The 24,793-nt window shown below is 70.7% G+C and carries 24 protein-coding genes; 6 read left to right on the forward strand and 18 right to left on the reverse strand.

What is annotated here, in order from left to right; genetic code table 11:
* Window positions 1–6: 6 nt before the first annotated feature.
* The 3 genes from clpB to ACGFZL_RS04120 all read right to left on the reverse strand — a co-directional run bounded on the left by clpB (window position 7) and on the right by ACGFZL_RS04120 (window position 3,383).
* Window positions 7–2,634, reverse strand: coding sequence for an ATP-dependent chaperone ClpB (clpB, locus tag ACGFZL_RS04110; RefSeq protein WP_393689043.1), 2,628 nt, complete (start codon window positions 2,632–2,634; stop codon window positions 7–9).
* 244 nt (window positions 2,635–2,878) lie between these two features.
* Window positions 2,879–3,214: a hypothetical protein gene (locus ACGFZL_RS04115; protein WP_393689045.1), complete on the reverse strand. Its 336-nt coding sequence runs from the start codon at window positions 3,212–3,214 to the stop codon at window positions 2,879–2,881.
* Window positions 3,215–3,218: 4 nt separating this feature from the next.
* On the reverse strand, window positions 3,219–3,383 hold the full coding sequence (locus ACGFZL_RS04120) for a hypothetical protein (protein WP_393689047.1): 165 nt from the start codon (window positions 3,381–3,383) through the stop codon (window positions 3,219–3,221).
* Between the two features lie 291 nt (window positions 3,384–3,674).
* Between ACGFZL_RS04120 and ACGFZL_RS04125 the strand changes: the two genes are divergently transcribed.
* Genes ACGFZL_RS04125 through ACGFZL_RS04135 form a run of 3 tightly spaced genes read left to right on the forward strand, consistent with a single transcriptional unit; the run spans window position 3,675 to window position 6,597 of the window.
* A complete protein-coding gene (locus ACGFZL_RS04125) occupies window positions 3,675–4,538 on the forward strand; it encodes a helix-turn-helix transcriptional regulator (RefSeq protein ID WP_393689049.1) in 864 nt (287 codons plus the stop codon).
* A gap of 14 nt (window positions 4,539–4,552) precedes the next feature.
* Entirely contained in the window at window positions 4,553–5,557 is a 1,005-nt protein-coding gene (locus ACGFZL_RS04130) for a LuxR C-terminal-related transcriptional regulator (RefSeq protein ID WP_393689051.1), read from the forward strand.
* Window positions 5,554–6,597, forward strand: a complete 1,044-nt coding sequence (locus ACGFZL_RS04135; RefSeq protein ID WP_393689053.1) for a helix-turn-helix transcriptional regulator — start codon at window positions 5,554–5,556, stop codon at window positions 6,595–6,597. The genes ACGFZL_RS04130 and ACGFZL_RS04135 overlap by 4 nt, the downstream gene beginning before the upstream one ends.
* On the opposite strand, the gene ACGFZL_RS04140 is transcribed toward ACGFZL_RS04135, so the two are convergent.
* From ACGFZL_RS04140 to dnaK, 6 genes are all read right to left on the reverse strand, one after another.
* A complete protein-coding gene (locus ACGFZL_RS04140) occupies window positions 6,542–7,603 on the reverse strand; it encodes a LuxR C-terminal-related transcriptional regulator (protein ID WP_393689055.1) in 1,062 nt (353 codons plus the stop codon). The genes ACGFZL_RS04135 and ACGFZL_RS04140 overlap by 56 nt on opposite strands.
* A 116-nt stretch (window positions 7,604–7,719) precedes the next feature.
* Entirely contained in the window at window positions 7,720–8,823 is a 1,104-nt protein-coding gene (locus ACGFZL_RS04145) for a substrate-binding domain-containing protein (RefSeq protein WP_355174857.1), read from the reverse strand.
* Between the two features lie 334 nt (window positions 8,824–9,157).
* On the reverse strand, window positions 9,158–9,610 hold the full coding sequence (locus ACGFZL_RS04150) for a heat shock protein transcriptional repressor HspR (protein WP_393689058.1): 453 nt from the start codon (window positions 9,608–9,610) through the stop codon (window positions 9,158–9,160).
* 4 nt (window positions 9,611–9,614) lie between these two features.
* Window positions 9,615–10,811, reverse strand: coding sequence for a molecular chaperone DnaJ (dnaJ, locus tag ACGFZL_RS04155; RefSeq protein WP_355167978.1), 1,197 nt, complete (start codon window positions 10,809–10,811; stop codon window positions 9,615–9,617).
* 42 nt (window positions 10,812–10,853) lie between these two features.
* The gene (grpE, locus tag ACGFZL_RS04160; protein WP_393689060.1) at window positions 10,854–11,525 is read right to left on the reverse strand and encodes a nucleotide exchange factor GrpE; all 672 of its coding nucleotides are present in this window, start codon (window positions 11,523–11,525) and stop codon (window positions 10,854–10,856) included.
* Window positions 11,522–13,384 (reverse strand): molecular chaperone DnaK, encoded by a 1,863-nt coding sequence (dnaK, locus tag ACGFZL_RS04165; RefSeq protein ID WP_355167982.1) that lies wholly within the window; start codon window positions 13,382–13,384, stop codon window positions 11,522–11,524. Before dnaK ends, grpE begins: the two co-directional genes overlap by 4 nt.
* Before the next feature lie 440 nt (window positions 13,385–13,824).
* Between dnaK and ACGFZL_RS04170 the strand changes: the two genes are divergently transcribed.
* The 3 genes from ACGFZL_RS04170 (at window position 13,825) to ACGFZL_RS04180 (ending at window position 18,717) form a co-directional block, all read left to right on the forward strand.
* The gene (locus tag ACGFZL_RS04170) at window positions 13,825–16,107 is read left to right on the forward strand and encodes a heterodisulfide reductase-related iron-sulfur binding cluster (RefSeq protein WP_393689063.1); all 2,283 of its coding nucleotides are present in this window, start codon (window positions 13,825–13,827) and stop codon (window positions 16,105–16,107) included.
* Window positions 16,108–16,148: 41 nt separating this feature from the next.
* Entirely contained in the window at window positions 16,149–17,135 is a 987-nt protein-coding gene (locus tag ACGFZL_RS04175; RefSeq protein ID WP_393689065.1) for a Yip1 family protein, read from the forward strand.
* A gap of 148 nt (window positions 17,136–17,283) precedes the next feature.
* Window positions 17,284–18,717, forward strand: a complete 1,434-nt coding sequence (locus ACGFZL_RS04180; RefSeq protein WP_393689067.1) for a recombinase family protein — start codon at window positions 17,284–17,286, stop codon at window positions 18,715–18,717.
* Between the two features lie 124 nt (window positions 18,718–18,841).
* On the opposite strand, the gene repSA is transcribed toward ACGFZL_RS04180, so the two are convergent.
* From repSA to ACGFZL_RS04225, 9 genes are all read right to left on the reverse strand, one after another.
* Window positions 18,842–20,245 carry a replication initiator protein RepSA gene (repSA, locus tag ACGFZL_RS04185; RefSeq protein ID WP_393689069.1) on the reverse strand — a complete coding sequence of 468 codons (1,404 nt, stop codon included), beginning with the start codon at window positions 20,243–20,245 and terminating at the stop codon, window positions 18,842–18,844.
* Window positions 20,242–21,309, reverse strand: a complete 1,068-nt coding sequence (locus ACGFZL_RS04190; protein ID WP_393689071.1) for a DNA cytosine methyltransferase — start codon at window positions 21,307–21,309, stop codon at window positions 20,242–20,244. Before ACGFZL_RS04190 ends, repSA begins: the two co-directional genes overlap by 4 nt.
* Entirely contained in the window at window positions 21,306–21,551 is a 246-nt protein-coding gene (locus ACGFZL_RS04195; protein WP_393689073.1) for a hypothetical protein, read from the reverse strand. The genes ACGFZL_RS04190 and ACGFZL_RS04195 overlap by 4 nt, the downstream gene beginning before the upstream one ends.
* A 5-nt stretch (window positions 21,552–21,556) precedes the next feature.
* Entirely contained in the window at window positions 21,557–21,739 is a 183-nt protein-coding gene (locus tag ACGFZL_RS04200; RefSeq protein WP_393689075.1) for a hypothetical protein, read from the reverse strand.
* Window positions 21,740–21,831: 92 nt separating this feature from the next.
* On the reverse strand, window positions 21,832–22,128 hold the full coding sequence (locus ACGFZL_RS04205) for a hypothetical protein (RefSeq protein WP_393689077.1): 297 nt from the start codon (window positions 22,126–22,128) through the stop codon (window positions 21,832–21,834).
* 13 nt (window positions 22,129–22,141) lie between these two features.
* Complete coding sequence (locus ACGFZL_RS04210) at window positions 22,142–22,324, reverse strand: mobile element transfer protein (RefSeq protein WP_058916493.1); 183 nt, start codon at window positions 22,322–22,324, stop codon at window positions 22,142–22,144.
* A 16-nt stretch (window positions 22,325–22,340) separates the two neighbouring features.
* The gene (locus ACGFZL_RS04215) at window positions 22,341–22,970 is read right to left on the reverse strand and encodes a DUF2637 domain-containing protein (protein ID WP_393689080.1); all 630 of its coding nucleotides are present in this window, start codon (window positions 22,968–22,970) and stop codon (window positions 22,341–22,343) included.
* Between the two features lie 24 nt (window positions 22,971–22,994).
* Window positions 22,995–24,332, reverse strand: a complete 1,338-nt coding sequence (locus ACGFZL_RS04220) for an FtsK/SpoIIIE domain-containing protein (RefSeq protein WP_393689082.1) — start codon at window positions 24,330–24,332, stop codon at window positions 22,995–22,997.
* 2 nt (window positions 24,333–24,334) lie between these two features.
* Window positions 24,335–24,664, reverse strand: coding sequence for a hypothetical protein (locus ACGFZL_RS04225; protein WP_393689084.1), 330 nt, complete (start codon window positions 24,662–24,664; stop codon window positions 24,335–24,337).
* Window positions 24,665–24,793: the final 129 nt, after the last annotated feature.

Genomic DNA, 24,793 nt, shown 5'->3' on the forward strand with positions numbered 1-24,793 from the left:
GACCTGCTACAGCTTCTTGCCGGGCGCCTTCTTCCCGGTCCCCTTCCTCCCGGTCGCCGGGCCGACGATCAGGCCGTCCTCGAAGCGCTCCACCCGCACCGTGTCGCCGTCCTTGACCTCGCCGGAGAGGATCTCCCGGGCCAGCCGGTCGCCGATGGCCGTCTGGACCAGGCGGCGCAGCGGCCGGGCGCCGTACGCCGGGTCGTTGCCCTCGTCGGCCAGCCAGGCCAGCGCCTCGTCGGTGACCTCCAGGGTGAGCCTGCGCTCGGCGAGCCGGCGGGCCAGGGCGTCGATCTGGAGCCGGGCGATCCGGCCCAGCTCGTCGGCGGAGAGGGCGGTGAAGACGACCAGGTCGTCCAGGCGGTTGAGGAACTCCGGCTTGAAGGAGGTGCGGACCACCTCCAGGACCTGCTCCTTCTTCTGCTCCGCGCCGGTCGTCGGGTCGACCAGGTACTGGCTGCCCAGGTTGGAGGTGAGCACCAGGATGGTGTTGCGGAAGTCGACCGTGCGGCCCTGCCCGTCGGTGAGCCGCCCGTCGTCCAGGACCTGGAGCAGGATGTCGAAGACCTCGGGGTGCGCCTTCTCCACCTCGTCGAGCAGCACCACGGTGTACGGGCGCCGCCGCACCGCCTCGGTGAGCTGGCCGCCCTCCTCGTAGCCGACGTAGCCGGGCGGGGCGCCGACCAGCCGGGCCACGCTGTGCTTCTCGCCGTACTCGGACATGTCGATGCGGACCATGGCCCGCTCGTCGTCGAAGAGGAACTCCGCGAGCGCCTTGGCCAGTTCGGTCTTGCCGACGCCGGTCGGGCCGAGGAAGAGGAAGGAGCCGGTGGGCCGGTCGGGGTCGGCGATGCCGGCCCGGGAGCGGCGCACCGCGTCGGAGACGGCCCGTACCGCCTCGCCCTGGCCGATGAGCCGCTTGCCCAGCTCGTCCTCCATGCGCAGCAGCTTCTGCGTCTCGCCCTCCAGGAGGCGCCCGGCGGGGATGCCGGTCCAGGAGGCGACGACGTCGGCGATGTCGTCGGCGCCGACCTCCTCCTTGACCATGGTGTCCTTCGACGCCTCCTCCTCGGCCTCGGAGGCGGCCTCCAGGTCGCGCTCGACGCCCGGGATCTCCCCGTACAGCAGCTTGGAGGCGGAGTCGAAGTCGCCGTCGCGCTGGGCGCGTTCGGCCTGGCCGCGCAGGTCGTCCAGCTTCTCCTTCAGCTCGCCGACCCGGTTGAGGGACTGCTTCTCCTTCTCCCAGCGGGCGGTCAGGCCGCGCAGCTCCTCCTCCTTGTCGGCGAGGTCGCGGCGCAGCCGCTCCAGGCGCTCCAGGGAGGCGGCGTCGGTCTCCCGGCCGATCGCCAGCTCCTCCATGCGCAGCCGGTCGACGGCGCGCTGGAGTTCGTCGATCTCGACCGGCGAGGAGTCGATCTCCATGCGCAGCCGGGAGGCGGCCTCGTCCACCAGGTCGATGGCCTTGTCGGGCAGGAAGCGGGAGGTGATGTACCGGTCGGAGAGGGTGGCGGCGGCCACCAGCGCGCTGTCGGCGATCTGCACCTTGTGGTGGGCCTCGTAGCGGCCCTTGAGCCCGCGCAGGATCGCGACGGAGTCCTCGACGCTCGGCTCGGCGACCAGCACCTGCTGGAAGCGCCGCTCCAGGGCCGGGTCCTTCTCGATGCGCTCGCGGTACTCGTCCAGGGTGGTGGCGCCGACCATGCGCAGCTCGCCGCGGGCCAGCATCGGCTTCAGCATGTTGCCGGCGTCCATGGCGGAGTCGCCGCCGGCGCCCGCGCCGACGACGGTGTGCAGCTCGTCGATGAAGGTGATGATCTGGCCGTCGGAGTCCTTGATCTCGGCCAGGACCGTCTTCAGCCGCTCCTCGAACTCGCCCCGGTACTTCGCCCCGGCGACCATCGCGCCCAGGTCCAGCGCGACCAGGCGCTTGCCCTTGAGGGACTCGGGCACGTCGCCCTTGACGATCCGCTGGGCGAGGCCCTCCACGACGGCGGTCTTGCCGACGCCGGGCTCGCCGATGAGCACGGGGTTGTTCTTGGTGCGGCGGGACAGCACCTGCACGACCCGCCGGATCTCCTGGTCCCGCCCGATGACCGGATCCAGCCGCCCCTCGCGGGCGGCCTCGGTGAAGTCGGTGCCGAACTTCTCCAGCGCCTTGTACGAGCCCTCGGGATCGGCGGTGGTCACCCGGCGCCCTCCCCTCGCCTTGCGGAACGCCTCTTGCAGCTTCTTCGCACTGGCGCCCTGTCCTTCCAGCACCTCGCCGGCCGCGCCGCCCTTGGCGGCGATGCCGAGGAGCAGGTGCTCGGTGGAGAGGTACTCGTCCCCGAGTTCCTTCGCGCGGGCCTGGGCGTCCGCGACCACGGCGAGCATCTCACGGCTGGGCTGCGGGGGCGCGACCGTGGACCCGGTCACGCCGGGCAGCCCGGCCAGGATGCGCTCGGCGCCGGAGCGGACCGCCGCGAGGTCGGCCTCGACGGCGGCGAGCAGGTCGGTGATGTTCTCGTTGTCCTGGCCCTGGAGCAGGGCCAGGAGCAGATGGGCCGGGGTGAGGTCGGGGTTCCCCTCGGTCACGGCCCGGTTGCTGGCCGCGTTGATCGCGTCCCGGCTCCGGTTGGTCAGCTCGGCGTCCACGTCTGTCCTTCTCCTCCCGCCGTCGGTCTGGCTGGCTGGCTGCCCGCACCGCTGACTCAGTCAGCGTGCACAAAGTTGAGTCTATTCCACTCAAGGGCTGGCTCGCCGCTTTCAGCCAGGCTCGAAGCAGGCGGATACCCGCGGATGTGCGCGCATACGACAGCGGCGTCACCGTGTTCAGGTCACGGTGACGCCGCTGCCGGGGGGAAGCACCTGCGCGATCTGTTACGACGGGGGAATCGCGTCAGGCACTGCGGGGGGTGGCCGAGAGGGTCTCCACTCCGGGCACCTCCGGCTCGGGGAGCCGGTGGTCCCGCTGGTCCAGGTTCACAAAGATCATTCCGTACCGGATGGCACACCGCACGGGCTGCGGAGCCCCGCGCGGACGCCGCAGGCACCGGTAGGCCCGTACGTCGCCGTCCTCGTCGAGCGTGACGACGACCGGCTCGCCGAAGACGGTCACCATCAGGGAGTCACCGGAGTGGGGGATCGCGGTGACGAGGTCGATGAAGTGCCAGCCGGAGCGGTAGGCGGTGGCCATCTCGCGGCGGAAGGAGCGGTCGTCGGGTGGTGTAGTCATGTCATCAGTCCCACTTACTGTCCGCCGGAAGGCTGACCGCCCCGGCGCCGGCCCCGACGACGGGCGCAGCGTCGACCTCCAAAACCGCACCGCGCGCGTCGCCCTGCGCACCGGTGAGGCCGGCCGCAGCCCCGAAGCCCACGACGACGGATGCGGCGACAACAAGCACCGAGCGAAGCATTCTTTCTTTCATAGTCGGCTTCGTCCTCACTCGAAGATCCCCTCCATCCCCCGTCGGATAAGACGATGGCTCATTCAGGCACGTCATGGCCACACAATCGGTGCATCATGTTCCTGCACGTTCAGGACCCTGGGGGGTGGAGATTTGATATCAAATGGGACGAGTGCGACACATCCCCATGCGGTCACCGAGCTCTGCGCGGAAGGAAGGCGGCTCTACGCGGGCGCTCTGCGCATGGGCCGCATATCGCGGACGGATGCCGAGTCCGCTCCCTGCCTGATGGAGTTCGCACTGCTTCATGCCGATCCCGACGACGCGGAGTGGCTGCGCCCCGTGCCGCCAGCGATCGCTCTGGCCCAGCGGCTCAACCCCATAGAGCGCGAGATCATTGAGCATCGACGACTGTCGATCGCCCTGTCCGAGGTCTTCGAGCCGTTCATGACTCTCGGTGTCCAGGGCACCGCCCCCACTCACTCCATCAGCATGCTGGAGGGCTTGGACCGCATCAACGCGGCTCTCGACCTGGCCACGGCCCAGTGCCAGACCGAGATGCTCACCGTTCAGCCGAGTGGCAGCGCCCGCAGTGCCGAGAACCGCCTTCTGGAAGCGCTGGAGCGTGACAAGCCGCTGATCGAGCGGGGGGTGAGCATCCGAACCCTGTACCAGCACACCGCGCGGTACAACCCTGAACGACTGGCTTACGTCGACCAGTTCGCGAGGGGCAAGGTCGAGTACCGCACGATCGACGAACTCGTCGAGCGCCTCATCATCTGCGACGAGACGGTGGCCTTCATCCCGACCCAGGAAGACCGCCAGGTCGCCCTTGAGATCCGCAATCCGGGCCTCGTCAGGTATCTCATCAAGGTCTTCGAGTTCATGTGGTCACGGGCAGTCCCGCTGAAGGCCGGTACCCCGTACGAGACCGCGCCCGACGGCATCACCGACATCCAGCACTCCATCGCCAAGCTCCTCGTGGAGGGCTACGTCGACGAGGCGATAGCCCGACGTCTCGGCATGAACGTGCGCACCTGCCGGGCCCACATCGCGAAACTCGCCTCCGTACTGGGCAGCGGCAGCCGCGCTCAGCTCGGTTTCCTCATCGCCCAGTCCGGAATCCTGAACCAGGACCACCCCATCGCTTGACGGAGGAACGGGACGTGACCGCCGACGATCACCACCAGCCCCACGGGCCCGGGGAGTTGTGCGAGGTGGGCCTCAGGCTCTACGCCCGCGCCCTGCGTGACGGCCCGCTGCCGGGCGCGTCGGCCTCGGCGGCGCCATGTCTGACGGAGAACGGTTTGCTCTATTCGGTCGAGGAAGACATGAGCCTGCTGCGACCGGTCGCCCCGACCGTCGCCCTGCAGCGGCTCCTGCGCACCTCCGCCGACCGCATCGCCGAGGAGCGCCGGCGCGAGCAGGACCTGGCCGACGTCTTCGAACCCCTCATACACCTCGGTGCGGAAAGACCCGTGGCCGAGGACGCCCCGGCCCTACGCATCATCAACGGCAAGACGCGGGCCAACGACGTCATCGCCCAGACCATGATCGAGGGGCACCAGGAGTTGCTGACGATACAGCCGTACGACGGGGTCGTCGCCACCCTCCCGCACGTCTTCGAGGAGGCCATGGCACGGGATCAAGCCTTCGTCGACGGCGGCGGCTGCATCCGCGCCCTCTACCAGCACAGTGTCCGCCACACCCCGTACGTTCGCGCCCGCTACGAGCGCCTGACGGGCGACGTGGAGGCCCGCACCCTGGACGAGATCACCGAGCGCCTCATCGTCGTGGACCGCGCGGTGGCATTCATACCCGCCAGCACTGACCGCTCACTCGCCCTGGAGGTCCGGCACCCCGCCCTCGTGTCCTACTTCGTCACCACCTTCGAGCGGCTCTGGCGCCTGGCCACACCGCTGTACCCGGAGAAGGTGCACCAGCCGGTCCTGGACGGGATCACGGCCCGTGGGCGCGCCATCGCCGCCCTCCTAGTGGAGGGTCACACCGACGCCGACATCGCCGAACGGCTCGGTATGAACGTCCGCACCGCTCGCGTCCACATCGCCAGACTGGCCGCCGCTCTCGGCAGCGGCAGCCGCGCCCAACTCGGCTATCTCATCGCCGAGTCGGGCATCCTGAAGCAGGAGCAGTCCGAGGGCCTCGCATGACCGGCGAAACGGACGGCAGGCCCCCCGTCCCCCCGCCCAGCCCCCCGCACGCCGCCCACGGGCCGGAGGAGCTGTGCGCCGCCGGCACCGACCTGTACCTCCGGGCTCTCGCCGACGGCCGACTGCCGGTGCGAGAGGCCGCCGCCGCGCCCTGCCTCGCCGACTACGGCCTGCTGCGGCCCGCCCTGGACGACCTGGAGCAGCTGGAGCCCGTCGCACCCGCCCTCGCCCTCCAACGCCTGCTGGGCACCTTCGAAGGCCGCATCGCCGAGGAACGGCAGCGCGCGCAACGGCTGGCCGAGACCTTCGAACCGCTGCTCCAGAGGGCGTTCGTACAGGCAGGACCGGCGCCGGTGGGCACCCCACCCATCACCCTGCACAGCGACAAGTGGCACATCGGCCAAGTACTCGACGAGGCTCTGACCGATGCCCACGAAGTGCTGACCATCCAGCCCCACCGCAGCTACACGCCCAGCACCACCGCCTTCGCCGAGTCCGCCATGCGGCGCGACCAGGCATTCCTCGACCGCGGCGGCCGCATGCGCGCCCTCTACCAGCACACCCTGCGCCACGCCCCGACGGTCGTCGCCCGCTACGAGCAGCTGCGCGGCGACGTGGAGGCGCGCAGCCTCGACGAAGTCACCAATCGGCTGATCGTCATCGACCGGGAGGTGGCGTTCATCCCGGCCAACGAGGACCGCAGCATGGCGCTGGAGATCCGCCAGCCGGCCCTCGTCGGCTACCTCGTCATGGTCTTCGACCGCTTCTGGCGGCTCGGCCTCCCCATGCACCCCCGAGCCGTGCAGCAGCCCACCCTCGACGGCATCACCGCCCGCATGCGCGCCATAGCCGCGCTCCTCATCGACGGCCACACCGACGCCGACATCGCCGAACGCCTCGGCATGAACATCCGCACCGCCCGCGTCCACATCGCCAAACTCGCCGCCACCCTCGGCAGCGACAGCCGCGCCCAACTCGGCTACCTCATCGGCCGGTCCGGGATCCTCGGCCGGGAGGCGGCGTCGGAGCCGGGACGCTGAGCGCTTCGGCGGCGGTGTCGGGCGGGCGGGCGGCGGTGTCCAGGCCGGTCTGGGCGATGCGGACCCCGAGCTGGGTGCGACTCGCCGCGCCGAGGGTCTCCGAGAGGCGGGCGATGTGCGCCCGGCAGGTGCGGACGCTGATGCCGAGCCGCTCCGCGATCACCGCGTCCTGGTGGCCCTCGGCGAGCAGCGCCGCGATGGAGTGCTCGCGGTGCGAGATGCCGTCGATGCCGGTGTCGGGCAGCGGCGCGGTCAGCGGGAGGGCCAGGCGCCACAGCCGCTCGAAGACGGTGACGAGGTAGTCGACCAGGGCGGGGTGCCGCAGCTCCAGCGCCATCGTGCGGTCGGAGTTGGCGGGGATGAAGGCCACCGTGCGGTCGAAGAGGATCAGCCGGTCGATGACCTCGTCCAGCGTCCGGGCCTCCACCGCGTCGCCCATCAGCTCCAGGTACGTGAGCAGGCCCTGTCCGTGCCGGGCGACGTGCGTGTACAGGTCCCGCATCCGCACCCCGCGCCCGCGCAGCGCCAGCGCCCGGTGCAGCCCCTCCGACAGCTCGTGCTCGCGCCGGATGCCGCCGGGCTGGACGGTCAGCACCTCCGTCGCGCACGCCTCCGTCGCCTCGTCCATCGCGGCCTGGATACGGGCCAGGCCGTCCAGGACGCGGATCGCCGTGCCCTCCGAGGCGGACGCCTGGAGCTGCCGGCCGAGGCCCGCGTACCACTCGAAGGCCTCCACCGCCGAGCCCACCCGGCGCTGACTGGCGCTCACCTCGTCGTGCACGCCGCGCAGCAGCCGGGTCATGACCTCCTGCGGGGAGGTCGGCACCAGCCAGTCCATGTCGTCGGGGTCGGGGTGCAGCAGCGCCAGCTCAAGGAGGCAGGGCACCGGCTCGGCGTCCCGGCGGGGCACCCGTCCGCGCCGTACCGCGCGGGAGTAGACCCGGTCCCCGTCCGCGCACAGCCGGTCCGCACCATGGGGATGCTGCTCCGCCCCGTGCCCGGTCATCGCCCATCCCACCCCCGTGTTCCGGCCCGTTCCGCAGCGCAACTATGCGCGGCCGGGACCGGCTCCGCAACACGGCCCCGGGCCCGGGGCACCGAGACCCGGGCCCCAGACAGGCCCTAGCCCAGCCCGATCTTCCCGCAGGCCGCCGCGTACTGCGCGGTGCAGATGTCGGAGAGCTTGTAGAAACCGTCGGCGACGACGGTCTTGGCGATGTTGTCCTTGGTCAGCGCGACCACCGGCACCAGCTGCGCGGGGACGTTCTGGGTGGTGGGGCTGTCGACGTGGTCGCGGGCGAGCGCGTCGAACTGGATGTCGCGTCCCTGCACCCGGGCCACCGCCATCTCCGCGGCCCGCTCCGCCTCCTGCGGGTAGGACTTGTACACGCTCATGTACTGCTCGCCGGTGACGATCCGCTGCACCGCGGGCAGTTCCGCGTCCTGCCCGGTGACCGGCGGCAGGTCGGTGACGCCGGCCGCCGTCAGGGCCTTGATGACGCCGCCCGCCATGCCGTCGTTGGCGGAGTAGACGGCGGCGATGTCGTCCTTGCCGATCGCCTTGATCGCCTCGGCCATGTTCGCCTGGGCGTTCTCCGGCTTCCAGTCCTTGGTGTCGTACGACTCCGCGACGGTCACCTTGCCGTTCAGCTCGGACAGCGCGCCCTCCTTGAACTGCTTGGCGTTGGGGTCGGTGGACGAGCCGTTCATCATGACGATCTTGTCCGAGGGCGCGACCTCCTTCCCGAGCGCCGCGAGGAGCGAGCGGCCCTGCACCTCGCCGACCAGCTCGTTGTCGAAGGAGACGTAGGCGTCGATCGGGCCCTCGGCCAGCCGGTCGTAGGCGATGACCGGGATGCCGGCGTCCTTGGCCTTCTGCACGCCGCTCGCGATGCCGTGCGCGTCGACCGCGTCCAGGACGATGACGTCGACCTTGTCGTCCACCATCTGCTGGAGCTGCTCGGCCTGCTGCGACGCGCTCGCCTCGGCGTTGGCGTACTCGACCCGGCCGCGCTTGTTGGTCAGCTCGGCGACCTTGGCCTTGAAGAAGGGGTGGTCGAACTGCTCATAGCGGGTGTTGGCCTTCTCCGGCAGCAGCAGGCCCACCGTGAGGTCGTCGCCCTTGGTGGGGCGCGCGTCGTCCCCGCCGGACCCGTCGAGCACACCGCACGCGGCCAAGGGCACGGTCATCGTCGCCGCGGCCAGGGAGAGGGCGATACGGCGCATGCAGGAGCTCACTTGTGGTGCCTTCCGGACGCGGGGCCGGATCCGGCCCTGGTGACTGAAAAGCCAACGCGGCGGCGGGACCAGCGTCAAGCGGAACCACTTAACGAGATGGCAACACCACGGTCCGCAACGGGTGTGAAGACGGAGCGGAATCGCCTGCCACGGTCCTGCCGAGGTGCTTCACACCCCGTCCACCAGCCGAACGCGGTGGGGGGGGGGGGGGGGGGGGGTGGGGGGGCCCCCCCCCCCCCCCCCCCCGCGGGGGGGGCCCCCCCCCCCCCGCCGCCCCCCCCCCCCCCCCCCCCCCCCCCCCACCGCTCCGATGAGGACGGTCTCACTCCGGCGGCTGCTTGCGCGCCGGCCGCCAGACCACCAACGCGCTGGTCTGCTGCACCTCCTGGTAGGGCACCAGGTCGCGCCGGTAGGAGGCGTGCACCGCCGCCTCGCGCTGGCGCATCGCGCTCGCCGCGCCCTCCAGCGCGTCGGACAGCTCCGCCACCCGGGACTGGAGCGCCGCGACCTGGTTCTCCAGCTCGATGATGCGCTTGATGCCGGCCAGGTTGATGCCCTCGTCCTGCGACAACTGCTGCACCTGACGGAGCAGTTCGATGTCGCGGGCCGAGTAGCGCCGGCCCCGGCCGGCGGTGCGGTCCGGGGAGACCAGGCCGAGACGGTCGTACTGGCGCAGGGTCTGCGGGTGCAGCCCGGAGAGCTGGGCCGCCACCGAGATGACGTAGACCGGGGTCTCCTCGGTCAGTTCGTACGGGTTGCGCCGACGACCGTCCATCTCCTCATGCTCCCTTCGCGGCCTGGAACAGCTCCGCCCGCGGATCCTCGTCCGCGGTCGCCTCGCGATACGCCTCCAGGGCGTCACGAGCCTTCCCCGTCAGGTCCCCCGGAACACTCACCTCGACGGTGACCAGGAGGTCGCCCCGGGTGCCGTCCTTGCGGACCGCGCCCTTGCCCCGCGCCCGCATGGTGCGGCCGTTGGGCGTGCCCGCCGGCAGCTTCAGCGTGACCGGGGGCCCGCCCAGGGTGGGCACCCGGATCTCGCCGCCGAGGGCCGCCTCGGGATAGGTGACCGGGACGGTGACCGTGAGGTTGTCGCCCCGGCGGCCGAAGACGGAGTGCTCCTTGACGTGCACGACCACATAGAGGTCGCCCGCCGGACCGCCCCGCTCGCCCGGGGTGCCCTTGCCGCGCAGCCGGATGCGCTGCCCGTCGGAGACCCCGGCCGGGATGCGCACCTGCATGGTGCGCGAGGACTTGGCCCGCCCGGAGCCCTTGCAGACCTCGCAGGGATCCTCCGCGATCAGGCCGCGGCCCTTGCAGTCCGGGCACGGGTCGGTCAGCGAGAAGCCGCCGCCCGAGCCCCGGGCGACCTGCCCGGTGCCGACGCAGGTCGGGCACACACGCGGCGTGCCGTTCTTGTCGCCGGTGCCCGAGCAGGCCTTGCAGGGCGCCTGGGAGGACATCCGCAGCGGCACCGTGGCGCCCTCGATGGCCTCCGTGAAGCTGAGCGTGACCTCGGACTCGATGTCCTGGCCGCGCCGCGGCTGGGTCCGCGTGCCGCCGCCGGCGCCACCGGCGCCGGTGCGGTTGAACAGGCCCCCGAAGACGTCGCCCAGACCGCCGCCGAAGCCGCCGGCCCCGCCGCCGCTCTGGGCGCCGCCCCCGAAGAGGTCGCCCAGGTCGAAGTTGAAGGTGGTGCCGCCGCCGCCCGCGCCAGGGCCGGGGCGGAAGCCCCCGCTGCCGAAGAGGGCGCGCGCCTCGTCGTACTCCTTGCGCTTCTTGGGGTCACCGAGGACGTCGTTCGCCTCGGAGACCTCCTTGAACCGCTCCTCCGCCCGGGCGTTGCCCTTGTTGGCGTCCGGATGGAACTCGCGGGCGAGCTTCCGGTACGCCTTCTTGATCTCGGCCTCGGTGGCGTCCTTGGGGACGCCGAGGACCTTGTAGTAGTCCTTCTCGATGAAGTCCTTGGTGCTCATCCCCGACGTCCCTCCTCTCCTGCGTACGTGTGCCTGTCGACGTCAGCCCTCCTCCGGGCCACCGCTCTCCTTGTCCTCCGCCGCCGCCTCGGCGGCGGGCGCCTCCTCGGCCGGCTTGACGGTCTGCGCGCCGGGCTGCGGTTCGGCCACGGCCACCCGCGCGGGGCGGATGGTGCGCTCGCCGATCCGGTACCCGGGCTGGAGAATCGCCACGCACGTGGTCTCGGTGACGTCCGGGGCGTAGGAGTGCATCAGGGCCTCGTGGACCGTCGGGTCGAAGGGCTCGCCCTCCTTGCCGAACTGCTGGAGGCCCAGCTTGGCCGCGACGGTCTCCAGCGACTCGGCGACGGACTTGAAACCGCCGACCAGCTCGCCGTGCTCCCGCGCGCGACCGATGTCGTCGAGCACGGGCAGCAGCTCGGTCAAGGTGTTCGCGATGGCGACCTCCTTGACCGCGATGCGGTCGCGCTCCACCCGGCGGCGGTAGTTCTGGTACTCGGCCTGGAGCCGCTGGAGGTCCGTCGTGCGCTCGCCGAGCGCCGTGCGCACCTGGTCCAGCTGGGCCACCAGGCCCGCGTTCTCGTCGCTCGCGTCCCCGGCCGGGGCCGCGGCCTCCTCCGAGGAGGGGGCGGCGGCCTTCGGCTCGGCGTCGTCAGGGGTGGCGCCGGAGGGGACGTCGGGCTTCTCCTCGAAGCCCGGGGCCTCCTCCGTCACGCGGCACCGTCCTTGCGCTCGTCGTCCACGATCTCGGCGTCGACCACGTCGTCGTCGGCCTTGCCCTGCTCGGCACCGGCGTCCGCGCCGGCACCCGGGGCCTCGCCGCCGGCGGCCTGCGCGCCCTGGGCGTCGGCGTACATGGCCTGGCCCAGCTTCTGCGAGACGGCGGCGACCTTCTCGGTGGCGGTGCGGATCTCGGCGGTGTCCTCGCCCTTGAGCTTCTCCTTCAGCTCGGTGACCGCCTCCTCCACCTCCGTCTTGATCTCGCCGGGGACCTTGTCCTCGTTGTCCTTGAGGAACTTCTCCGTCTGGTAGACGAGCTGCTCGCCCTGGTTGCGGGACTCGGCGGCCTCGCGGCGGCGGTGGTCCTCCTCCGCGTACTGCTCGGCCTCGGAGCGCATCCGGTCGACCTCGTCCTTCGGCAGCGAGGAGCCGCCGGTGACGGTCATCTTCTGCTCCTTGCCCGTGCCCAGGTCCTTCGCGGTCACGTGCATGATGCCGTTGGCGTCGATGTCGAAGGCGACCTCGATCTGCGGGACGCCGCGCGGCGCCGGCGGCAGACCGGTCAGCTCGAACATCCCGAGCTTCTTGTTGTACGCCGCGATCTCGCGCTCGCCCTGGTAGACCTGGATCTGCACGGAGGGCTGGTTGTCCTCGGCGGTGGTGAAGATCTCCGAGCGCTTGGTCGGGATCGTCGTGTTCCGCTCGATCAGCTTGGTCATGATGCCGCCCTTGGTCTCGATGCCGAGGGACAGCGGGGTGACGTCGAGCAGCAGGACGTCCTTGACCTCGCCCTTGAGGACACCGGCCTGCAGGGCGGCGCCGATGGCGACGACCTCGTCCGGGTTGACGCCCTTGTTGGCGTCCTTGCCGCCGGTCAGCTCCTTGACCAGGTCGGCGACGGCGGGCATGCGGGTCGAGCCGCCGACGAGGACCACGTGGTCGATCTCGGACAGCTGGATGCCGGCGTCCTTGATGACGTTGTGGAACGGCGTCTTGCAGCGCTCCAGGAGGTCGGCCGTCAGCTGCTGGAACTGGGCGCGGGTGAGCTTCTCGTCCAGGTGCAGCGGGCCCTCGGCGGAGGCCGTGATGTAGGGCAGGTTGATCGAGGTCTCGGTGGAGGAGGACAGCTCGATCTTGGCCTTCTCGGCGGCCTCGCGGAGGCGCTGGAGGGCCATCTTGTCCTTGCCGAGGTCCACGCCGTGGCCGGACTGGAACTGCTTGACCAGGTAGTCGACGACGCGCTGGTCCCAGTCGTCACCACCGAGGTGGTTGTCGCCGTTGGTGGCCTTCACCTCGACGACGCCGTCGCCGATCTCCAGGAGCGACACGTCGAAGGTGCCGCCACCGAGGTCGAAGACCAGGATGATCTGCTCGTCCTTGTCGAGGCCGTACGCCAGCGCGGCGGCGGTCGGCTCGTTGACGATGCGCAGGACGTTGAGGCCCGCGATCTCGCCGGCCTCCTTGGTGGCCTGGCGCTCGGCGTCGTTGAAGTACGCCGGGACGGTGATGACCGCGTCGGTCACCTTCTCGCCCAGGTAGGACTCCGCGTCCCGCTTCAGCTTCTGCAGCACGAAGGCGCTGATCTGCTGGGGGTTGAAGTCCTTGCCGTCGAGGTTGATCTTCCAGTCGGTGCCCATGTGGCGCTTGACCGACCGGATGGTCCTGTCGACGTTCGTGACCGCCTGGCGCTTGGCCACCTCGCCGACGAGCACCTCGCCGTTCTTGGCGAAGGCGACGACGGACGGCGTGGTCCTGGCGCCCTCGGCGTTGGTGATGACGGTGGGCTCGCCGCCCTCCAGAACGCTGACGACGGAGTTAGTCGTGCCCAGGTCGATGCCGACCGCACGTGCCATGGTGATGTACCTCCAGCTGACTTGAGTGGAACAGGCTCAACTGTGCACGACGTCGGCCGCCAGGTCAACCGAGCTGAGTCGAGTCGGCTCAACTCTTATCCGTTCCTTACGCGCAACGGGGCCGTGAACAGGTGCTTTCCGAGGGGGCGGGGCCGGGATCGACGGCACCCGGACGGTCGCATACCCGAGACGCCGGGTTCGCAATCCGGCCGACCGGCCTAGAATGACCCGATCCGGCCGAATGTCACCTTGTGCGAAGAACGACCCGACCTCGCCCGGCGTGGCGCAGCCGCCCGCACCGGCCCCCGCCGGTCAGGGTTGCCTCAGCGACGCAGATCACCGGGGCCCTGGCTACAGTGCGGCGGTGGATGCGGGTACGCTCGGACAGACTGGGTAAGTTACCGCTTAGTAATCTCGCCTCGCAGGCCCGAGGAGCCCTCATGCAACTCGCCGCGATCATCGTGTCGCTGGTCCTGATCGTGGTCGGCACGGCCCTCTTCGCCCGCGCCGTCCTGCAGATCTACAACTTCATGCGGCTGGGTCAGCCGGTGCCGGCCGGGACACGGACCGACGCCCCGGCGCAGCGCACCCTCACCGTGGCCAAGGAGTTCCTCGGCCACACCCGCATGAACCGCTGGGGCATCGTCGGCGTCGCGCACTGGTTCGTGGCGATCGGCTTCTTCACCCTCCTGCTGACCATCGTCAACGCCGTCGGGCAGCTCTTCCAGGCCGACTGGCTGCTGCCGATCCTCGGCGACTGGGCCCCCTACAACGTCTTCGTCGAGTTCATCGGCACCATGACGGTCCTCGGCATCCTGGTGCTCATCGCCATCCGGCAGCTGAGCAAGCCCAGCAGGCCGGGCCGCAAGTCCCGCTTCGCCGGCTCCAACTTCGGCCAGGCGTACTTCGTCGAGACCGTCATCCTCATCGTCGGCGTCTGCATCTTCACGCTGCACGCCCTGGAGGGCGCCCAGCACCACGTGGACGGCTACGAGGCGTCGTTCTTCCTCTCGTACCCCTTCGTCGCCTGGTTCCGTGGCATGGACCTCTCCACGCTGCAGAACCTCACCTACCTCTTCGCCGGCGTGAAGATCGCGACCTCCTTCATCTGGATGATCACGGTCGCGCTGAAGACCGACATGGGCGTGGCCTGGCACCGCTTCCTGGCCTTCCCGAACATCTTCTTCAAGCGCAACGCCACCGGCGAGACCTCGCTCGGCGGCCTGCTGCCGATGACCAGCGGCGGCGAGCCGATCGACTTCACCGACCCCGGCGACGACGACGTCTTCGGCGTCTCCCAGGTCGAGCAGTTCTCCTGGAAGGGCCTGCTGGACTTCTCCACCTGCACCGAGTGCGGGCGCTGCCAGTCGCAGTGCCCCGCCTGGAACACCGGCAAGCCGCTCTCCCCCAAGCTGCTGATCATGTCGCTGCGCGACAACGCGCACGCCAAGGCCCCGTACCTGCTGGCCGGCGGCGGCAAGACGATGGAGGGCGAGGAGAAGGCGTCCGCGGAGCAGCTGGCGGACGTGCCCGCCGCCGCCCTCGCCGAGGCCGAGCGCCCCCTCATCGGCACCGCGGAAGAGAACGGCGTCATCGACCCGGACGTCCTGTGGTCCTGCACCACCTGCGGCGCCTGCGTCGAGCAGTGCCCGGTGGACATCGAGCACGTCGACCACATCGTCGACATGCGCCGCTACCAGGTGATGATCGAGTCGGCCTTCCCCTCCGAGGCGGGCACGATGCTCAAGAACCTGGAGAAGAAGGGCAACCCCTGGGGCCTGGCCAAGAAGCAGCGCCTGGAGTGGCTCAAGGAGGTCGACTTCGAGGTCCCGGTCGTCGGCAGGGACATCGAGGACCTCACCGAGGTCGAGTACCTGTACTGGGTCGGCTGCGCCGGCGCCCTGGAGGACCGGGCCAAGAAGACCACGAAGGCCTTCGCGGAGCTGCTCCACATGGCCGGCGTCAAGTTCGCCATCATGGGCGGCGACGAGAAGTGCACCGGCGACTCCGCCCGCCGCCTCGGCAACGAGCCGCTCTTCCAGGAGCTGGGCATGGAGAACGTCATGTCCCTCAACGCCGCCTTCGGCGAGGAGATGGACGAGGACGGCAAGGTGGTCCCCGAGTCGGCGAAGCCGAAGTCGGCCAAGAAGATCGTCGCCACCTGCCCGCACTGCCTCAACACGCTCGGCAACGAGTACCCGCAGCTCGGCGGCGACTACGAGGTCATCCACCACACCCAGCTGCTCCAGCACCTGGTGGACGAGGGCAAGCTGGTCCCGGTCACCCCGGTCGAGGGCATCATCACCTACCACGACCCCTGCTACCTGGGCCGGCACAACAAGATCTACACGCCCCCGCGCGAGATCATCGCCGCCGTCCCCGGCGTCCGCAACGAGGAGATGCACCGGCACAAGGAACGCGGCTTCTGCTGCGGTGCCGGCGGCGCCCGGATGTGGATGGAGGAGCGGATCGGCAAGCGCATCAACAACGAGCGCGTGGACGAGGCCCTGTCCGTCAACCCGGACATCGTCTCCACGGCCTGCCCGTTCTGCCTGGTCATGCTCACGGACTCGGTGAACGGCAAGAAGAACGACGGCCAGGCCAAGGAGTCCATCCAGGTCGTGGACGTCGCCCAGCTCCTCCTGGACTCGGTCAGGACCCCGGCCGGCCCGGCGGGCGAGCCGGAGACGGAGAGCGAGCCGACGCCGGAGCCGGTGAAGTAGCGCCGTGGTCCCCTAAGGGGCTCTTCGGGGCCCCTTAGGGGATGTCACAGCTCGGCCGCAAAGGCCCCTTCTGCGGTCCCGGCCCCGCACCCCGCTCTCCGGGACCAGGTACGTTCGAAGGCGTGGCTGGATTCAGGATCGGACGCGGCCGGGACGACGGCGCTCCGCACGCGCGACCGCAACACCCCCCGTACGGCGGGCAGGCCCCCCAGGGACCGCCGCCCCCGCAACAGCCGTACCCAGGGCAGCCCTACGGCGGCCACGGCGGGCGCGGCGGCCACGGGGAGCCGGAGTACTTCGGCGACGACGGCGGCCAGGGTGGGTACCCGCACCCGCAGGGCGGCGCCCCGTACGACCCGTACGCGGCCAACAACCCCGGCCACACCCAGGCGTTCACGGTCGGCGAGGACCCGTACGCCCAGACCGCCTACACCCAGGGCGACACCTACCGCGCCGGCTCGGCCGCCCCGCCCCCCGGCCCGGTCGGCCCCCGCCTGCACTGGAAGGCCCTGCTGCGCGGCGTGGTGCTCTCCCCCAACCAGACGTTCCTCCAGATGCGGGACTACGCGATGTGGGCCCCCGCCCTCATCGTCACGTTCCTCTACGGCCTGCTCGCCGTCTTCGGCTTCGACGGCGCCCGTGAGGACGCGATCCACGCGACGCTCTCGAACGCGGTCCCGATCGTCCTCGTCACCGCCGTGGCGATGGTGCTCAGCGCCTTCGTCCTCGGCGTCGTCACGCACACCCTGGCCCGCCAGCTCGGCGGCGACGGGGCGTGGCAGCCGACGGTCGGCCTCTCCATGCTGATCATGTCGCTGACGGACGCGCCCCGCCTGATCGTCGCGATGTTCGCCGGCGGCGACGCGCCCTTCGTCCAGGTCCTGGGCTGGGCCACCTGGCTGGCCGCCGGCGCCCTGCTCACCCTGATGGTCAGCCGCTCCCACGACCTCCCGTGGCCGAAGGCCCTGGCGGCGGCGTCGATCCAGCTGATCGCGCTGCTGTCGATCGTGAAGCTGGGCACGTTCTGAGGCCGGTGGAAACCGGTTGAGGCCGCCGCCTCAGGCGTCGAGCACCTGCCCCGCCCGCCGCACGACGGGCGGCTGCACGGACCAGGCTGACTTGACTTGATGACGGTAGTAGTCTGGCCCCGCTCAGGAGGCAGGGGGAGGGCCGGCCGTGGCACGCAAGGTAGGGGTCTACACCCGGATTTCGCGGGACGACGAGGGCGAGTCGCTGGGCGTCGCCCGGCAGCAGCAGGACTGCGAACGCCTCGCGGATCTCCGATCGTGGCAGGTCGTGAAGACCTACGAGGACAACGACGTGTCGGCGTTCAAGCGCAACGTCGTGCGCGACGAGTTCGAGCTGATGCTGAAAGACCTCCGCGCCGGCCTCATCGACGGAATCGTGGCCTACGACCTGGACCGCCTCGCCCGGCAACCGCAGGACCTAGAGCGCCTCATCGAGATCTTCGACGAGCGGCCCCGCCTGGAGTTCGCCACCGTCACGAACGACATCAACCTTGGGTCGCCGGACGGTCGCACCATGGCCCGCATCATGGTCGCGTTCGCCAACAAGTCGTCGCACGACGCGTCACGCCGGATCAAGCGCAAGCACCTGGAGTTGGCCCAGCAGGGCAAGGACAGCGGAGGACCGGCGCCGTACGGCTGGAGCAAGGACGACCGGACCAAGGTCGACCCCACGGCCGCCGAGGCCATCCGCGAGGCACAGCGCGAAGTCCTCGCCGGCGTCCGCATCGGAACCATCCGGACCCGGTGGCAGCAACAGGGCTTGGGCAACCCGCGCGCAGGCACCAAGCGCATGGCCCACCATCACGTCGAGCAGATCCTGACTAACCCCAGGCTGGTCGGCTACCGGACGTACCACGGTGAAATCCTGGTCGGCGAGGACGGCGAGCCGGTCAAGGGCAACTGGGAGCGGATCAACAGCCTGGAAGAGTGGGAAGCCGTCTGCGCGGCCGTCGCCGAGCGGAAGCAGAAGCGCCCCGGCAGGTCCCTCGCCCGTAAGTACCTGCTCTCGGGCATCGCCCGGTGTGGACTGTGCAAGACGAAGATCCGAGGGCAGATCAACAACCGCTGGCAGCCAGGATCGAAGGCCACAAGGTACACGTACCAGTGCTCCGTGGTGAACGGCGGATGCGGCAAGGTCGGACGGGTTGGGGAGCCCGTCGACAGGCTCATAGTCCAACTCGCACTCGAAGAACAGCGCGCGCGAGCAGCAGTAACCGCCATCCCGACCGATCAGCAATGGCCGCGCGAGGCCGAGTTGGAGCAGGTCTCCCAAGACATCGCCCAACTCGTAAATGCCGAACGCTCGAAACAGATCACGGTGGCCACCCTCTTGCAGCTCCTGCCGGCCAAGGAACGGCTGCGCGACGAACTCAAACTGGAACGGGCCCGCTTCTACAAGGAGCAGAAGCAGGCCGAGGCCAAAGGTGACGCGGCGAACCTAACCGTCGAAGAATTCTTTGCGCTGCCAGTCGAACGCCAGCAAGAGATCGTGCTGCACAGCCTCTCAGCCGTGATCATTTACCCGGCCGGACGAGGAAGCCGAAAGTTCGACCCCAGCCTGATCGAACCTGTCTGGCGGTGACGATCAGGCCCGCCCCTGCAAGACGAGGGCACGGCGTACCCACTCCTCGTCCCGCTCGGGCGCACGGCGAAGGTGCATTCGCAGCCACTCGTCCGTGCTCATGACCTCACGCTGAGCGGTCGCCTTACGGCACTTCGTAGTACTGGGCTGACTCATCAACGGCACCTCCTGCCAGTTCCTCGCGGGCGGTGTCGCGGTTGTGCTGGATGTCGCGGCGGATGTTGGCGGCGAGCCAGGACTCGCCGGGGGTGTGGCCGTGGCCGGCGTAGGTCCAGTGGGCGAGGGTGAGCGTGGTGGCGTCCTCGTCGTCCGGGTCGGGCAGCCCGAGGGCGGCGCGTTGCTGGGCTGCGCGGTAGTCGGCGCGGGTCTGGCGTAGTTCGCCGAGGGTGGTGGAGTAGCGGCGGGACTTGGTGGAGAAGTGGCCGCGGAAGCCGAGCATGTGGGCCCAGTCGCGGAGCTTGCGGTCCGGGTAGAGCGCGTGCAGGTCGAGGCACGCCTCTATGAGCCGGCGAGGGTGGTCGGCGACGCCGAGGAGGACGAGGGCTTCCTTGTTGCCGATTCGGCGGTCGACGGTGCCGGTGGTCTCGGCGGCTTTGGTGGCGTACTTGGCGACGTAGGAGGCGACCGCTTGTTCGGTGATGTCCTCGCCCTCGCCGAAGGCCCGGATGGGGCGCACGTCGAGCTGCGTGCCCCACGTGAGGGTGCGGGCCGGCTCATCCCCGGAGGGGTCTACGTCGACCTCGACGCGGGCGGCGGCGGCATGGATCGCGTCGGTGAGCAGGCCGAGCGTGGCCCATGCCGGCGGGGGATCGTCGGGCCCGTCGGGTCCGTCGAAGCGGATCACGGCGTGGAAGTGGACGGCGCCGCGCTTCTGGTACTCGGCGACCTTGCCGAAGGACACCCGGGACTGCTCTTTGGCGTCCTTCTGGGTGAGGCCGGCGCGCTTGGCGATCTCGCGGCGCAGGTAGATCGTGAAGTAGCGCCACAGGTCGGAGGCGTGGTTGTTCCACAGCACGGCGCCGGCGTAGTCGTAGGTGTCGGGGTTGAGCGGGGTGCCCAGCTCGGGGGCGTCCTCAGCGTGGCGGGTGCCGCAGCGGCAGGGGCGGTTGCCGGGGCGGTTGTGGACCGGGCCGAACGAGGGGGCGGTGAGGGTGGCGAAGACCCGCGGGTGGTCCCGGATCGTCTCGGGGGTGCCTTTGGCGGGATCACCGACGAGGCCAGCGCGGATGAGGTGGTAGGTGTCGCCGGCGTAGGTCCAGGCACAGGAGGGGCAGCGGGAGGCCCGCCGGTTGCCGCACGCGAGTCGGAGCCGGCCGCCGGGTTCGGTGTCGGTCGAGTAGGAGTGCAGCACGGTGCCGGTGGCCGCGTCGCGGGTGACGGTCGCCCCGGTCAGGTGGATGGGGTCGGAGCAGCCGCCGGTGCGGCGGATCTGGTCCTGGATGCGGTCGAAGCCGGTGGACCCGGCCAGCCTCAGCACGTCGGCGAGGGTGGCCGGGTCCAGGCCCGCCATGGTGGCGGTGTCGCTCACGCGGCCACCTCCAGTGCGGCGGGAACGAGGGGGCGCAGGACGGCGGCGGCGAGGGGTGCGGGGACGGCGTTGCCGATCTGCTCGAACTGCTTGGTGCGCGACCCGGCCCACGGATAGTTCGCGGGGAAGCCCTGGAGGACGGCGGCTTCCTGGACGGTCAGGCGGCGGACCGGATGCCCGTCCGCGTCGATCCAGGAGACGTCGTTGAGGGCCTTGGCGAACAGCAGGGTGGGTGCGGGCTGGTCGAGGCGCCGGCGGGTGGCGGAGGGCCGGTTTCCGACGCGGAGCATCCAGGATCGGGCGCGGCCGGTGAGGGCCCAGGAGGGGCCGGTGGTGGGGAAGCGGCTTCCGCCGGTGGTGTGGTTGCCGCGCGTGATGACCTCGCCGGGCGGGCAGCCCAGGACGTCGCCCATCGTGCGCCAGGTGGGCAGGCCGTCGCCGAAGAGGTCGGCGGCGGTGCCGCCGTCGGCGTGGGTGGGCTCCGGGGGCAGGGCCGGACGCGTGCGCGAGGCGATCAGGAAGGCGCGGCGGCGGGTCTGGGCGAGGCCGAAGTCGGCGGCGTTGAGGACGCCGGTCCAGGTCGAGTAGCCGGCGGCGGCGAGGGACCAGGCGGTGTGCTCGAACAGGGGCAGTACCGCGGGGACCTCTTCCAGAGCGATCCAGTCCGGGCGCAGATCGAGGGCGTAGCGCAGGGGCTCGACCACGAGGAGGGACCGGTGGTCGGTGCAGGCGGCGCGCGCGGTGTCGCGGGTGTCGTGCCCGCGGGTGAGGTCGTCCAGGACCTGGTGGCACAGGGGCAGGTCGGTGTTACCCGCGCGAAGGCCGGCGGCGCTGAACGTCTGGCACGGCGGCGAGGCGATGAGCCCCGAGACCTTTCCGCGCAGAGGCACGGTGGGGTAGGCGGCGACGTCGGCGCGGATCGTGGTGTGTCCGGCGGCGGCCCGCGTGGCGCACACGGCCGGGTCGATCTCGACACCGATGTCTCGCAGTCCGAGGGTGCGCAGTCCCTCGGACCAGCCACCGGGGCCGGCGAAGAGGTCGAGGATGCGGCCGGGGGCGTTCATCGGGCACCGCCCTTGCGGCTCTTGCGCGGCAGGTCGGAGTGGAACCGGCTGGTGCCGAGGTCGCGGCCGTCGTGCTCGTGCCGGGCGGCGTGCGGGTTGCGGTCGTTCCACTCCTGAGCGCACACCTTGTGGACGGGCTCTCCCGCGTGGGAGCGCAGCGGGGTGGGGTTGCCGCACTGGGTGCACGGGCAGTCGCCGGCGTGGTCGTAGTGCTGTCCGGAGTTCCAGTTCAGGAGTCCCACGACCGTCACCGCCCCGTCTGGATCAGAGCGGTGGCCGGGGTGGTGGTGCCGGTGCCCTTGCAGGTCGTGCAGGTGATGCGGAGGGTGGCGCGGGTGCCGTCGCGGTGGCGGGTGCCGGTGGTGATCGCGGCGGCGGCGAAGCCGTCGCAGTCGCGGCAGACGCGCGTGATCTGGGCGTGCTGAGGCATGATGAGGCTTCCCTTTCGGGTCCTTTGGATCTGGATGGGAGGAGCCGTCCGGGGCGGCGGAAACTTGGCGGTTGAGGCCGCCCCGGCCGGTGTTACTTGCTGCTCAGGTGCTTGCGCTTGGACGTGCGGTTGATCGTGTAGCTCAGGCCGCCGGTGGCCGACAGCACCGCGACGGCGGCGCCGGCGAGGACCTGAACGACGAAGGCGATCATCAGCAGCACCGCGACCGATCCCGCGACGACGACGAGCGTCAGGACGATCGGGCCCCTGTAGGAGCGGGGGGCCTGTTGGACGATCACGACGCGTCGCAGGTCGGTGCCGGGCGGGATCTGCCGGTAGAGGTCGGCGGGGATGTGGCCGGCGCGGATCTGGTCTTCGGGCAGCTGCATGCCGTGCCTCCTTTCAGGTGCAGCGGTGGGTGCGGGCGGCGAGTTCGGCCGCCGAGCGGTCGCGGTGCTCGGTGGAGAAGCCGCAGTTCGGGGCGGTGCAGGCGGCGGTGTGCCGAGTCTGGCCACGGCCGTTGTTGAACGTGCCGACCCTCACGGGGCCGATACGGATCACGTCGTAGAAGCGGTTCGGGCGCACGCGGGATCACCTCCTCTCAGGCGAGTCGGGCGACGATCGCGCCGGCGAGGTCTTCCGGGACCCCGAGGCGAGCGCGCAGGGTGGCGGTGTCGATGTCCGTGCCGGTGCGCGCGCGGTGCTCGGTGGCGACCTTGCGGGCATGGTCGATCAGCGCCGGCGGCACCGCGGGGTCCGAGGCGTGCGGCAGGGCCGGGACAGGTTCCGGCGTCGGGATCTCCGGAGCCTGCTCAGCCTGCCCGGGTCGGTCGACCATCGGCGCGGGCGCGTGGTCCGAGACCGGTGCCGGGTCGGCGGGACCGTGAGCGAGGAGGGTGCCGCCGAGGAAGGCCAGGGCGGGCCAGCCGGCGACGAGGATGCGCAGCCAGGCCGGAACGTGGTCAAGGTCGAGGAGCCCGGCGGTCGCGATGTTCGCGCCGAGGGAGGCGACCAGGGCGACCAGGAACCACAGCCACGCAAGCCCTGAGCGGTCGGTGCGCAGCCGGCGCCACACCGCGACCAAGAGCAGGTCGACGGAGACGGGGTAGGCCCATGCCTTCCAGCCGGTCTGTCCGGCCGCCTCGGCAAGATCGTGCAGGTGGGCGAAGGACAAGGCACCGGCGATCACGGCCTGGACGAGCACGGCGTCGATACGGATCGAGCGGAACACGGGCTCTTCACCTCCCCTTCGGGATCAGGGCTGCGGGGTGACCAGCGGCGGAAGGGTGGGCATCGGCGGCACCACCTGCCGGGCCGGCGGCCGGAACGGGGCCAGGAACGGCAGCTCCGGCGTCAGGTGCGCGAACTCCCGGCACACGGCCGCCGCTTCGGCCGGCGTGGTGTGCGGGGTGCGGATGCGGGACCAGCCACCGGAGGTGTCACCGGCCACCGCGACGCCGGGGCGGTCGGCCCTAATCGAGGTCGCCGCCATCACCGCGTCCGGGGCGATGTCCCCCAGACCCATCTCGGCGGTCTGCTTGTCGTTGACCCGGTGCACCACCCGGCCGGTGAGCTGGGCCCGCAGCGCGGTGGCGCCCCTGCCGAGGTCGGAGCCGAAGCGCTGCCCGCAGACCTCCAGGTAGATACCGACCGCGCGGGCCATCTGACCCAGGCGCACCAACTGCATGACCGTCCGGTCCCGAGCCGCCTCGTCCTTCTTCGAGGTGACCAGGAACAGCTCCGCCACCTCATCGATCAGGACGACCAGCGGCACCGGCCGCAGCTCCGCGGGCAGGTCCCACACGTCCGAGACCCCGTAGAGGGCAAGGAGGTCGAAGCGCTCGCCCATCTCCAGGACCAGGGCGTCGATCAGGCGGCCGGCCATGTCCGGGTCCGTGGCCAGGGCAGAGAGGCGGGGGGCGTAGCGGCTGTGCTCGACACCGCGCTTGCAGTCGATGCCGATCAACCCCACGGGGAGCTTGGCGAGGCCCTTGACCAGGTTGCGCTGGTAGACGGACTTGCCGGACAGCGTAGCCCCCAGGGTCAGCGCCATCGGCACCGCGCGGTAGTCCCGCTCGAAGACCGTGCCGTCCTCCCGCAGGGCCACCGGAACCGTGAGGCCGGACGGCTGTGCGGAGCGCGGCAGGCGGACCCGGCGAAGGACGTCGTAGCCCGTCATCCGCAGTTCCACGAAGCCGGGCCGGGTCTCGGACACGGTGACCGACTGGACCCCGAAGGCGTGGCGCAGCCGCTCGCAGGACGCGGCGACGTCGGCGGGCTCCAAGCCGGCGGGCAGGCGCAGGGTGATGCGCAGGCCGGTCGCGGTGGGGCGGACCCGGCGGACCTTCGGCGGCACGGGCCGGACCTCGCGGCGGGCAAGGTTGCGGGTCATGAAGGCCCGCAGCCCGGCCGGCTGCACGGTCAGCCCGCACACCTCCATCGTGGAGCGGTACGACCAGGTGAACCGGCCCCACGTCAGCGGCAAGCCCACCGTCGACCAGTACGCGCGCGGCGCCCGCTGCTTGGCGTAGCCGAGACCGCCGGCACCCGCCAGGGCGCCCGTGGCCTCCAGTAACAGCGTCAGGTCGCTCATGGTCAGGCCGCCGACGTGATCGCGACAGCGCGGAAGGAGATCCCGTGGCGCTTCTGGCCGTTGAACTCGTTCTCCCAGTCACGGGCCTTGAGGCCGACCACCCGCACCGGCATGCCCGGGGCCAGACCCTCGGGGAAGCCCGTCTCCGGAATGGTGACCTGGTAGAGGTTGCCCTCCCCCTCGTCCGAGACCAGCAGGCCCACGGTCGACAGGCCCGCACCGGTGTCCCGGTCCACGGCCCGCTCGCCGGTCTTCTTGTTCGCCATCTTCGGCTCCGGCGCGGTCGCCACGAACACGATGGCGGTCGAGAGGTCGATCTTGAACGACGGCATAGCTCACTCCTACGTCAGGGCGTGGGGAGCAGACTCCCCACGAGCGAGCAGCTTGTATATCCAAGCCGTGTCATAACCGTAGGGGTGTCAACTTGGATATGCAAGTAGGGAGTTCAAAAAGGGGACCCG

Source organism: Streptomyces sp. NPDC048182, from assembly GCF_043202555.1.
In the GTDB taxonomy this organism is placed as follows: Bacteria; Actinomycetota; Actinomycetes; order Streptomycetales; family Streptomycetaceae; genus Streptomyces.

Bases quoted from the DNA above. Each gene is read 5' to 3' on its own strand.
- ACGFZL_RS04115 (WP_393689045.1), bottom strand. From the start codon at position 3,214: ATGACTACACCACCCGACGACCGCTCCTTCCGCCGCGAGATGGCCACC.
- ACGFZL_RS04125 (WP_393689049.1), top strand. From the start codon at position 3,675: ATGGAGTTCGCACTGCTTCATGCCGATCCCGACGACGCGGAGTGGCTG.
- ACGFZL_RS04135 (WP_393689053.1), top strand. From the start codon at position 5,554: ATGACCGGCGAAACGGACGGCAGGCCCCCCGTCCCCCCGCCCAGCCCC.
- ACGFZL_RS04140 (WP_393689055.1), bottom strand. From the start codon at position 7,603: ATGACCGGGCACGGGGCGGAGCAGCATCCCCATGGTGCGGACCGGCTG.
- ACGFZL_RS04145 (WP_355174857.1), bottom strand. From the start codon at position 8,823: ATGCGCCGTATCGCCCTCTCCCTGGCCGCGGCGACGATGACCGTGCCC.
- ACGFZL_RS04150 (WP_393689058.1), bottom strand. From the start codon at position 9,610: ATGGACGGTCGTCGGCGCAACCCGTACGAACTGACCGAGGAGACCCCG.
- dnaJ (WP_355167978.1), bottom strand. From the start codon at position 10,811: ATGAGCACCAAGGACTTCATCGAGAAGGACTACTACAAGGTCCTCGGC.
- dnaK (WP_355167982.1), bottom strand. From the start codon at position 13,384: ATGGCACGTGCGGTCGGCATCGACCTGGGCACGACTAACTCCGTCGTC.
- ACGFZL_RS04170 (WP_393689063.1), top strand. From the start codon at position 13,825: ATGCAACTCGCCGCGATCATCGTGTCGCTGGTCCTGATCGTGGTCGGC.
- ACGFZL_RS04175 (WP_393689065.1), top strand. From the start codon at position 16,149: ATGTCACAGCTCGGCCGCAAAGGCCCCTTCTGCGGTCCCGGCCCCGCA.
- ACGFZL_RS04190 (WP_393689071.1), bottom strand. From the start codon at position 21,309: ATGAACGCCCCCGGCCGCATCCTCGACCTCTTCGCCGGCCCCGGTGGC.
- ACGFZL_RS04200 (WP_393689075.1), bottom strand. From the start codon at position 21,739: ATGCCTCAGCACGCCCAGATCACGCGCGTCTGCCGCGACTGCGACGGC.
- ACGFZL_RS04205 (WP_393689077.1), bottom strand. From the start codon at position 22,128: ATGCAGCTGCCCGAAGACCAGATCCGCGCCGGCCACATCCCCGCCGAC.
- ACGFZL_RS04220 (WP_393689082.1), bottom strand. From the start codon at position 24,332: ATGAGCGACCTGACGCTGTTACTGGAGGCCACGGGCGCCCTGGCGGGT.
- ACGFZL_RS04225 (WP_393689084.1), bottom strand. From the start codon at position 24,664: ATGCCGTCGTTCAAGATCGACCTCTCGACCGCCATCGTGTTCGTGGCG.